This is a genomic window from Vicinamibacteria bacterium (assembly GCA_035620555.1).
Lineage (GTDB): Bacteria > Acidobacteriota > Vicinamibacteria > Marinacidobacterales > SMYC01 > DASPGQ01.
Genome location: DASPGQ010000699.1, coordinates 1 through 9,989 on the forward strand (window position 1 = coordinate 1; position 9,989 = coordinate 9,989).

Below are 9,989 nucleotides of genomic sequence, written 5' to 3' on the forward strand. Positions count from 1 at the left end.
GCCTGGCCCGCGGCCCCTTTTCCCAGATTGTCGATCGCGCTCATCACGACGAGTCGCCGAGTGCCGTCTTCGCGCTCGAAACCGATATCGCAGTAGTTCGTGCCGGCCACGAGCTTCGGCTCGGGGTAGCGATGGATGGAATCCCTCTCTTTCACGATGCGGACGAACGGCTCGTTCCCGTAATCTTCGCGGTAGAGCCGCCAGATGTCTTTCTCGGGGAGATCGTCTTTCAGTACGACGTGGCAGGTGGCGAGCGCTCCCCTCACCATCTCGACGGCCGTGACCGAAAAATAGAGGCTCGCCGCTTCCTCCAGGCCGAGCTCCTGCAGTATCTCCGCCACGTGGCGATGGCCCGTGGGCTTGAAAGATCGCACGCAGCCGGAACGTTCGGGATGGTGGGTCGCGTCGGACGCCTGATTTCCCGCCTCGCTCGAGCCGACTTTCACCTCGACCACCGTCCTCCCCGGTTCGACCAGTTCCCGGCGAAAGAGCGGGCGAAGGGCGAGGATGGTCACGGTGGCGTTGCACCCCGCACTCGAAACATAGCGAGCGGTTCTCATCTCCTCACGATGGAGCTCGGGAATGCCGTAGACGAACTCGGAAAGCCACTGGGGATGAAGATGGGACTTTCCGTAGAACCTCTCGTACGCCTCGGGAGCGCTCAGGCGAAAGTCCGCGCTCAGGTCGATGATGCGCCCGGCCTTGAGGCGGAGATCGGGCATTCGCTCCATCGTTTCGCCGTGGGGCAGACAGCAGAAGAGCAGGTCGCAAGGCTCGAGATCCTCGATCCGGGTGAAGGCAAGCTGGGTGCGCCCTCTGAGGTTCGGGTGCGCTCGGGTCGCGTAGCGTCCGAACAGGCGCTCCGAAGTAATTTGCGCCAGCTCCACCTCAGGATGGGCCAAGAGCAACCGCAGGAGCTCTCCGCCCACATAACCCGAGGCTCCGACGATCGAGACGGAGATCTTAGCCGCCACGCCGAGACTCTTCGGCCACCCCGAGCGTGTAATCAACGATGTGTTTCGGGATGTCGACTCCGGTCACCGAGACGCTGTTCTTGAACTCCATCGTGTAGTTCACCTCGTTCGCGAGAACACCTTCGTCCGTCTCGAAGAGATCCACCGCCACGACTCCGCCGCCAACCGCCCGTGCGGCGCGCAACGAGATGTCGGCTAGCTCGTCGGTGACGGGACAGTTCTCGGCACTCGCGCCTCTTGCGGTGTTGGTGATCCAGTGGCTCGAGCTCCGATAGATGGCCGCGATGCAGCGATCTCCCACCACGAAGCTCCGGATGTCTCGTCCGGGCTTGTCCACGTATTTCTGGATATAGAAGATCGAATGATGGTAAGTGCCGAGGACGGTCTTGTGCTCCAGGAGCGACTCGGCCGCGTCGCGGTCGTTGACCTTGGAGAGCATCCGTCCCCAGGATCCGACGGCGGGCTTGAGGACCACCGGATAGCCGCATCGCTCGATCGCCTCGATCGCGGTCTCCTCGGTGAAGGCGACTCGCACTTCGGGCTGGGGCACCCGATGCTCCTGGAGAGCCACCGAGGTCAGCAGCTTGTCCCCGCAAGTGAATCCTACCTTCGAGGTGTTGACGCAAGTAACACCGGTGCTCTCGAGAAGCCGCATCGTGTGGACCGCGCGCGAGTGGTTGATACACCGCTCGAGGACGACGTCGACGGGGAACGCGTCCTCGCCGAGGCGGAAGTGCAGCTTGCGCACATCCATCATCACCGTCTCGACGTTGCTCCGCTGCCCCAGCTCCGCGAGGAGCATCTTCTCGTCGGGCCGGATCAGCGAGTGGAGAAACCCAACCCTTATCATGGCAACCGAACCCTTACTGACCCCAGTCTTCCTCGGTCGTGGGGGCTTCCGCGAGCTCGAGCGGATCGAGCGACGTCACCTCGAGCTCGGTCCCGCAGTCCCTGCACTCGACAATCTCCCCCGCAACCAGATCTTCGCCCAATGCGACTGGGGCCTCGCAGACGGGGCAATCGACAGACATGCTCCTCTTCCTCCTCGTCTCTTTTTCGCGATCGAAACTGGAAGTATAGGTCGAGGGAAAGACGACGACAAGCCGGCGATGAGCACCGCACCCGGTCCAGACCTCGGCCTTTGAAGGGAGGTCACCCTCGCATTATCATCAACCGGCCCGAAGAAGGGGAGGATTTCCATGCGTTTCGCCGCCATGGTGGTTTTCGCGCTCGGCGCGTTCCAGGAACAGGACATCACCAGCATCGAGTCGGTGGCAAAGGCTCCGGCCCGCGCCGAAGGGACTGGCCCGTACGAGAGGCTCATTCTGAGAGGTGCGACGCTGATCGATGGGACCGGCGCCCCTCCGGTGGGTCCGGTCGATATCGTGATCGCTCGGAACCGCATCGTGACAATCCAGAGCGTCGGCTACCCCGGCGTCCCCATCGAGGAGGCGGGCAGACCGAAGGCCGAGCCGAACGACGAAGAGATCGACCTCGAGGGCCTGTACGTCCTCCCCGGATTCGTCGACATGCATGGCCACGTCGGTGGGGCCCCGCAGGGGACACCATCGGAGTATGTGTTCAAGCTCTGGATGGGCCACGGCATCACGACGGTTCGGGATCCCGGGAGCATGAACGGCATCGATTGGATGAACGAGCACAAGGAGAAGAGCGCGAGCAACGAGATCACCGCACCCCGGCTCGAGAGCTACGTGGCTTTCGGCCAGGGATACGGCGAGGACATCTCCTCTCCGGAGCAGGCCCGAGGCTGGGTCCGGGAGATCGCCAGTGCGGGCGCAGACGGCATCAAGTTCCTCGGTGAGCGTCCCGACATCATGCACGCCGCGCTCGACGAGGCGCGGCAGCAGGGTCTTCGGACCGCCTGCCATCACTCGCAGCTCAATGTCGCCTGGAACAACGTCCTCGATTCCGCAAGATGGGGACTCACGTCGATGGAGCATTGGTATGGTCTTCCCGAGGCATTGTTCACCGACCGAACCGTCCAGGATTTTCCTCTCGACTACAACTACAACAACGAGCAGGACCGCTTCGGCAACGCGGGGCGCCTCTGGGCGCAGGCGGCACCGCCGTTCAGCGACCACTGGAACGCCGTCATGAACGAGCTGGTCGAGCTCGACTTCACGATCGTTCCGACTTTCACCATCTACGAAGCGAGCCGTGACGAGATGCGGGCGCGGCGCGCCGACTGGCACGACGAGTACACGCTTCCTTCGCTGTGGAAGTTCTATCAGCCGAACCGAAGAGCGCACGGCTCGTACTGGTTCTACTGGACGACCGAGGACGAGCTCGCCTGGAAGCAGAACTATCGGTTGTGGATGACGTTCGTCAACGAGTTCAAGAACCGCGGGGGCCGGGTGGCGACCGGTTCCGACTCGGGCTTCATCTACAAGCTCTACGGCTTCGACTACATTCGCGAGCTCGAGCTTCTGCGGGAGGCAGGTTTTTACCCTCTCGAGGTCATTCGTGCGGCGACATTGAAAGGAGCCGAGGCCCTCGGGCTCGAGCAGGAGATCGGAACCGTCGAGGTCGGAAAGCTCGCCGACCTCGTCGTGGTCGAAGAGAACCCGCTCGCCAACCTCAAAGTCCTCTACGGCACCGGCGCCATCAAGCTCGACGAGGACAACATGCCCACCCGGGTCGGGGGTGTCAAGCTCACCATCAAAGATGGAATCGTCTACGACGCGAAATCGCTTCTCGCGGACGTGCGGGCGATGGTAGCGCGGGCGAAAGCGAGCGAATCCACGACCGCTACTGGCGCCGCCCAACGTTGAGAGAGGCGTTCGACGACAACCGGTCGATCTGGCTGTCGGGAAAACCTCCATACGAGAGCGCACCTCCTCTCGGAAGAGACGTCGTTCTCGACGTAGCGATCATCGGCGGCGGTTTCACCGGGGTTTCCACCGCCTATCATCTTTCGAAACGTTACCCCGAGCGCGGGATCGCGATTCTCGAGGCACGCACCATCGCGAATGGAGCGAGCGGTCGCAATGGCGGCCAGATGCTGAACTGGGTTCAGGGCGTCGACAACCGGGACCTGGATCAAGCGAAGAAGATTTACGCGATCACCCAGGAAGGCATCGAGGGCATCCTCTCGTTGATCGATGAGCACCATCTCGAGGTTCCCCACCGTCGCGACGGCCACCTGGATGTCTTCACGAGCGACGAGAGTGCGGAGGCCGGCCAGGCCGAGGTCGAACGCCTGAGAACCGCCGGTCTGCCGCTGCGGTTCCTCGGCGTTCGCGAGCTCCGGGACTACATCGAGCTCGAGGGGGCGACGGGTGCCGTTCTCGACCCCGGCGGCGGTCAGCTCGACGGGGTCGCCTTTCTGCGCGGTTTGCGTCCAGTCCTGGAATCGCGCGGCGTGCGGGTGTACGAATCGACGCCAGTTACGAGAGTTCGCGAAGGGTCGACGGTCGAGCTCGAGACACCGAGGGGCCGGGTCCGCGCCAAGGCCGTCGTCCTGGCGACGAACGCTTACACCCCGCATCTGGGTTATTTTCGCAACGCGCTCGTTCCGCTGCTCTCCCACGTCGTCGCGACCGATCGGCAAGCGGATCCAACCTGGCAGTCGTTGGGCTGGAAAAAGGCTTCGGGCTTCACCGACGACCGCGGGCGCCTGTCGTACGGAACTCTGACGTCGAGTGGCCAACTCCTCTTCGGCGGCGGGAGCAACGAGAGCTACGACTATGTCTACGCGAACGGCACTCGTCTGCCGAACGTCCCGTCACGCGCTTTCGAGGCGTGCCGAGGCCACCTCGAGAGCTACCTGCCGCGGGTGAAGGACGTACCGCTGATTCACCGGTGGAGCGGGCCGGTCGCGCTCACGATGTCGAGGCTGTGCACGATGGGAGCTCGAGGAACGCACAAGAATGTCTATTTTGCGCTGGGTTACAGCGGCCACGGAGTGACTCTCGCCAACCTGGCGGGGCGCGTCCTGACCGACGTGTACAGCGGCCAGGGCGAACGGTGGGAGGGCTATCCCTTCTACCAGCAAAAGCTGCGGTTCATACCACCCGAGCCCTTTCGCTGGCTCGGCTATCATCTGTACACGCGTCTCACGGGGCGTTCGCCGCGCTCCGGCAAGTGAATCGAATTCTGTTTTCGATATTCGACTCATTCCGGCAGACGCTCGTAGACGGAGCGGATCACGACCGGTTCCTTCATCCCATCGAGCTCCAAGGTCGCCGTCACGATGAGCGTCTGCTCGTCGGGAGACAACTCGTAGGTCCAGAGCATTTCTCCGCGCGACATCTTTTCTCGAATCCAAACGGAGTTTCCTCTCAGCTCTGCCGTGGTCTCGAGCTCGGTGCCGTTGGGCATTTCTCGTTTGTGCTTTTCGCCATCGAGATAATAGATTTGGAGCCGCTGACCCCGATCCACACGCAGCTCCGCACCGTCGAACTCGACGACCAGCTCGTCCCCGGAGTCGATCTCCATCGGTCCACCACCGCGGCCTTCCCGACCTCCTCGGCGTCCGCTCTCGCCGGGGATGCCACCGCCAGGAGGTGGGCCTCCGGGGCGGCCACCCTGTTCTCTCTGCGCGCGCATCTGCTCGAATGCCAAACGCATCTTCTCGTCCGCGTCGTCGCTGCGCTCCGGGTCGCGTTCCCACGAGCCGGAGAAGCCAGCCAGTTGAGCCGCCAGCGCCAGAACCACCAAACCCATCGCCGCCTCCTTCGCCGAGCGAGCCTTTTTGCCCGCTCCTCGCTGGTCCAGAGGAGCCTGCAATCGCATGAAACTTTTCTCTCGGTTCGCTCGTCCAAAGAACAGTACAACAGAAAAGGAGACGAGAAAATGTACGCGGACAACGGTTTTGGCCGCAGACGGCCGGAGGGTTGGGCAGAGCGAAGGCGGTTCTTCCGGAAGCTATTGGAACGAGCCCGAAACGAGGCGCACGACAAACAAAACGATACGGCGAAACGACCTTGACGAACCTTTGAACAAGGGAGGATGTTTTTGTTCAATGCTGTGGCGGCCGATCAATTACGGGTCCCGCCACGGCATTGACCACTAGAATGGGTCTTTCCCCCCACGCCTCTCCCTTCCGGCCTCGATTCCCCTGACTCGCAATGAAAGAGCTCCTGGAGAATTCTGCCCGGCGGGCAGCGATCTATCTCGAAGGTCTGTCCGAGCGGAGCGTCACTCCGAGAGCCGACGATCTGACGCGGCTCCGCGAGCTCCATATCTCGCTTCCCGACCAGCCCACATCCCCCGAGCAAGTCCTGAAGACGCTCGATGACGTGGGCTCACCGGCGACGGTCGCGAGCGCGGGTCCGAGATACTTCGGCTTCGTGACCGGTGGAGCCCTGCCCGCGAGTCTCGCCGCCAGCGTGCTCGCCAGCGCCTGGGATCAGAATGCCCACCTGCGCGTCGGCTCTCCCATCGGCGCTACTCTCGAGAACATCGCATTGGGGTGGATTCGAGATCTGCTGTCCCTTTCGACAGGGTGGGGCGGGGGCTTCGTCACCGGCACGACCATGGGGAACTTCGCCTGCCTCGCCGCGGCGCGCCACCACGTTCTGGCGAATTCGGGATGGGACGTCGAAGCGATGGGGCTTTACGGTGCGCCGGAGATTCAGGTCATCGTGGGTGACGAGGTCCACGCGACTCTGTCGAAGGCGCTCGCTCTTCTCGGGCTCGGCCGAGATCGGGTCGTTCGCGTGCCCGTCGACGGCCAGGGCCGAATGAGAGCGGACTCCCTGCCCGATCTCTCGCCCACGAGCATCGTCTGCCTCCAGGCGGGAAACGTGAATACCGGTGCTTTCGATCCCATCCGCCCGATCACGCGGTGGGCTCGTCGCGGCGGCGCATGGGTCCACGTCGATGGCGCATTCGGCCTCTGGGCGGCGGTCTCGCCGAAAACTGCGGGGCTGACTGACGGAATTTCCGAGGTCGATTCGATCGCCACCGATCTCCACAAATGGCCGAACGTGCCCTACGACAGCGGCCTCGCCCTCTACCGAATGCCCGAGGACGCACGGCGGGCACTCTCGATGACGGCGGCCTACTTACCCGCGGGCGATGACCGTCAGCCCTGCCACTACACCCCCGAGTCCTCGAGAAGAGCTCGGGGCGTCGAGATCTGGGCAGCGCTTCTTTCTCTGGGTCGCTCTGGCATCGTGGCCCTCGTCGAGCGCTGTTGTCGCCTGGCGCGTCGTTTCGCCGAAGGATTCTCAGCGGCCGGCTTCGAGGTATTGAACGAGGTCGTGCTCAATCAGGTGCTGGTGTCGTTCGGAGACGACGCCACGACCAGGGCCGTCGTCCAGGCCGTCCAGGACGAGGGAACCTGCTGGTGCGGCGAAACGTTCTGGCAAGGTCGGGCCGCCATGCGGGTGAGCGTCTCCTCGTGGGCGACCACGAACGACGACGTCGAGCGGAGTCTCGACGCCATCATCCGCATCGCCCGGCAAATCAATACTTAGGAAGGGACGGATCGATCCGATCCGCCCACGCCAAAATACCCCCCTCCAGGTTGCGCACCCGGGTGAATCCCGCTCCCATCAGGAACTCGGTCGCCTTGGCGCTCCTCGCACCACTGCGACAGTGGATCACGATGTCGCGGGCCGAGTCGAGGCGGTGCACCTCGTGCGGCAAGCGTCCCAGAGGGATGAGCGTCGCCTGCTCCAGATGAACGATGTCCCACTCGTGCGGCTCGCGTACGTCGAGAACGAAGACGCCGCTGTCGGAATCGAGAAGTCGCTTCAGCTCTTCCACGGTGACGGTTGGAACCGAGCCCTCGGGAGCCTCCACCGGTTGCGCGGGAATGCCGCAGAACGCCTCGTAATCGATGAGCTCCCGGATGGTGGGACTCGTGCCGCAGATCGGGCAGTCGGGGTCCTTTCGCTGCCGGAGCTCGCGAAACCGCATTTCCAGAGCGTCGAACACGAGAAGCCTGCCGATCATCGAATCGCCCTTCTGAAGCGCCAGCTTGATGACCTCGAGCGCCTGGAGCGAGCCCACGATTCCGGGAAGGACGCCCAGGACCCCGCCTTCGGCGCAGCTCGGCACGAGACCCGGGGGCGGTGGCTCGGGATAGAGGCACCGATAGCAGGGCCCTCGCTCGGCGTAGAACACCGACACCTGTCCTTCGAAACGAAATATGCTGCCGTAAACGTTCGGTTTCCCCAGCAAGACACAGGCGTCGTTGACGAGATAACGCGTCGGAAAATTGTCGGTTCCATCGACGATGATATCGTAGTCACCGAACAGCTCGAGTGCGTTCTCCGAGGACAAGCGGGCCTCGTGGGGCACGAGCTCGATGTGGGGGTTGATGCCGGAAAGCCTCTGGATGGCAGCGTCGAGCTTCGGCCGGCCAACGTCGTTCGCTGAGTACGTCACCTGTCGCTGCAAGTTCGACAGGTCGACGCGATCGAAATCCACGATACCGATTCGACCGATCCCCGCCGCCGCCAGGTACATTCCGAGAGGCGCTCCGAGTCCGCCGGCACCGACCATGAGGACGCGGGCTTGCTTCAGCTTTGCCTGACCATCCATGCCGACTTCGGGCATGATGAGGTGACGGCTGTATCGCTGAATCTCCTCGTGGGAGAAGCTCACTTCCCCGCGGTGGGGAACCGCCGCGGTCGACCCGCCGGCAATCGAAGGAACGATGCTTACCACATCGTTCTCCTCCACTCGGGTGTCTCCTCGGGAGAGCGAGCGGACGTCTTCTTCGTTGACGTAAACGTTCACGAAGCTCCGCAGCTGGCCGGCTTCGTCGAAGAGATGCTTCCTGAGCTCGCCGTAGCGCTCGATCAGACGATCGAGCAGCTCGCCGACGTTCCGGCCCTCGACCTCGACGGCGGCTTTCTGTTCGGTATAGGGCCTCAAGGGTGTGGGAATCAGCACCTTCACCGCCATGCAATCACTCCTTTCGCTGAATGGCTTCTTCGAGAAACTCGCTCCGATCCTCGGCGAGCACGAACGAGCGCATGTCCGCGGGCTCGCCCCTCTCGACCGAGAGAATGACGTATGAAAAGAACGGAAAGGCATGGGCGAGATCGTAGTCCGACGGAAAAGCCGGATGATCGGGATGAGAGTGATAGAACCCGAGCAGCGTCTGCCCGTGCCTCGCCGCCTCCGCTTCCGCCCGGCGATAATCCTCGGGGGTCACGATGAACCGCCGATGGCGCTCGTCGCCGCGGGCATTCCTCATGGGCTCGACCCGCACCACGACTCGGCGCCCGGGCGTGACCTGCCCGTACATCACACCGCAGGCCTCGTCACCGTAGGCCGCACGCCCATGGCGGCGGATCTCTCGAGCCGATTCGTGGGGAAGCTCGATCACGAAAAGGGTCCCTCCAGAAGCGATCGGTTGCCCCCATCGGGAAAGATCGTGACGACCACGCCGCTCTCGATCGACTCGGCCACCCTTAGTGCGGCGATGAGCGCGGCCGCGGACGAAACGCTCACAAAGAGACCTTCCTCGCGAGCGAGCCGTCTCGCCATCTCGTGGGCTTCTTCGGTGCCGACCTGGAGACGTTCATCCGCGAGGTGGGGGTCGTAGATTTGGGGCACACGGCTCGAGGCCATGTGTTTCCAGCCCTCGATGCCGTGGAGAGGCTCTATCGGCTCGACCGATATGGCTTGCAGCGCCGGGGAGTACTCCTTCAGCCGTCTCGTCGTTCCGACGAACGTACCGCTCGTGCCGAGACCGCAGACGAAATGCGTCACGCGCCCCTCGGTCTGACGCCAGATCTCCTGCGCGGTCGTCCGGTAGTGCGCTTGCCAATTGGCATCGTTTCCGTACTGGTTCGGGTAGTAATAAGCATCGGGGCTCTCGGCGAACATGCGCGAAGCTTCTGCGATTGCTCCGTCGGTTCCCTCCAGTGCGCTCGTCTCCACGAGCTCGGCGCCATAAGCTCGGAGCACGAGTTTTCTTTCCAGGCTCGCGCTCCTGGGGATACAGAGCTTCACCCGGTACCCGAGGGCGGCTCCGAGCATGGCGAGAGCGATGCCGGTGTTTCCGCTCGTGGCCTCGAGGATCGTCTTCTC

At 63.3% G+C, this 9,989-nt stretch carries 10 protein-coding genes; 3 read left to right on the plus strand and 7 right to left on the minus strand.

Annotated features, from left to right (window positions below):
- The 3 genes from argC to lysW all read right to left on the minus strand — a co-directional run.
- Positions 1–974: N-acetyl-gamma-glutamyl-phosphate reductase (argC, locus tag VEK15_28200; GenBank protein ID HXV64612.1), on the minus strand; the 974-nt coding region annotated here is incomplete at its 3' end.
- Positions 964–1,821 (minus strand): lysine biosynthesis protein LysX, encoded by an 858-nt coding sequence (gene lysX / locus VEK15_28205; GenBank protein HXV64613.1) that lies wholly within the window; start codon positions 1,819–1,821, stop codon positions 964–966. The genes lysX and argC, both read right to left, overlap by 11 nt.
- Before the next feature lie 16 nt (positions 1,822–1,837).
- Positions 1,838–2,005 (minus strand): lysine biosynthesis protein LysW, encoded by a 168-nt coding sequence (lysW, locus tag VEK15_28210; protein HXV64614.1) that lies wholly within the window; start codon positions 2,003–2,005, stop codon positions 1,838–1,840.
- 183 nt (positions 2,006–2,188) lie between these two features.
- Here lysW and VEK15_28215 point away from each other — a divergent pair, with 183 nt between their 5' ends.
- Together VEK15_28215 and VEK15_28220 are read left to right on the plus strand one after the other, a co-directional pair.
- Positions 2,189–3,766 carry an amidohydrolase family protein gene (locus tag VEK15_28215; GenBank protein HXV64615.1) on the plus strand — a complete coding sequence of 526 codons (1,578 nt, stop codon included), beginning with the start codon at positions 2,189–2,191 and terminating at the stop codon, positions 3,764–3,766.
- Positions 3,763–5,082 (plus strand): FAD-dependent oxidoreductase, encoded by a 1,320-nt coding sequence (locus tag VEK15_28220; protein ID HXV64616.1) that lies wholly within the window; start codon positions 3,763–3,765, stop codon positions 5,080–5,082. The genes VEK15_28215 and VEK15_28220 overlap by 4 nt, the downstream gene beginning before the upstream one ends.
- Before the next feature lie 26 nt (positions 5,083–5,108).
- On the opposite strand, the gene VEK15_28225 is transcribed toward VEK15_28220, so the two are convergent.
- The gene (locus VEK15_28225; protein ID HXV64617.1) at positions 5,109–5,729 is read right to left on the minus strand and encodes a hypothetical protein; all 621 of its coding nucleotides are present in this window, start codon (positions 5,727–5,729) and stop codon (positions 5,109–5,111) included.
- A 335-nt stretch (positions 5,730–6,064) separates the two neighbouring features.
- Here VEK15_28225 and VEK15_28230 point away from each other — a divergent pair, with 335 nt between their 5' ends.
- Positions 6,065–7,417, plus strand: a complete 1,353-nt coding sequence (locus tag VEK15_28230) for an aminotransferase class V-fold PLP-dependent enzyme (GenBank protein HXV64618.1) — start codon at positions 6,065–6,067, stop codon at positions 7,415–7,417.
- On the opposite strand, the gene moeB is transcribed toward VEK15_28230, so the two are convergent.
- The 3 genes from moeB to VEK15_28245 form a co-directional block, all read right to left on the minus strand.
- Positions 7,407–8,855, minus strand: coding sequence for a molybdopterin-synthase adenylyltransferase MoeB (gene moeB / locus VEK15_28235; GenBank protein HXV64619.1), 1,449 nt, complete (start codon positions 8,853–8,855; stop codon positions 7,407–7,409). The two genes, VEK15_28230 and moeB, sit on opposite strands and share 11 nt — an antisense overlap.
- 4 nt (positions 8,856–8,859) lie before the next feature.
- On the minus strand, positions 8,860–9,282 hold the full coding sequence (locus tag VEK15_28240) for a M67 family metallopeptidase (GenBank protein ID HXV64620.1): 423 nt from the start codon (positions 9,280–9,282) through the stop codon (positions 8,860–8,862).
- Positions 9,279–9,989: cysteine synthase family protein (locus tag VEK15_28245; protein HXV64621.1), on the minus strand; the 711-nt coding region annotated here is incomplete at its 5' end. The genes VEK15_28245 and VEK15_28240, both read right to left, overlap by 4 nt.

Coding starts and splice junctions, on each gene's coding strand:
- VEK15_28215 (HXV64615.1), top strand. CDS start 2,189: ATGGTGGTTTTCGCGCTCGGCGCGTTCCAGGAACAGGACATCACCAGC.
- VEK15_28225 (HXV64617.1), bottom strand. CDS start 5,729: ATGCGATTGCAGGCTCCTCTGGACCAGCGAGGAGCGGGCAAAAAGGCT.
- VEK15_28230 (HXV64618.1), top strand. CDS start 6,065: ATGAAAGAGCTCCTGGAGAATTCTGCCCGGCGGGCAGCGATCTATCTC.
- lysW (HXV64614.1), bottom strand. CDS start 2,005: ATGTCTGTCGATTGCCCCGTCTGCGAGGCCCCAGTCGCATTGGGCGAA.
- moeB (HXV64619.1), bottom strand. CDS start 8,855: ATGGCGGTGAAGGTGCTGATTCCCACACCCTTGAGGCCCTATACCGAA.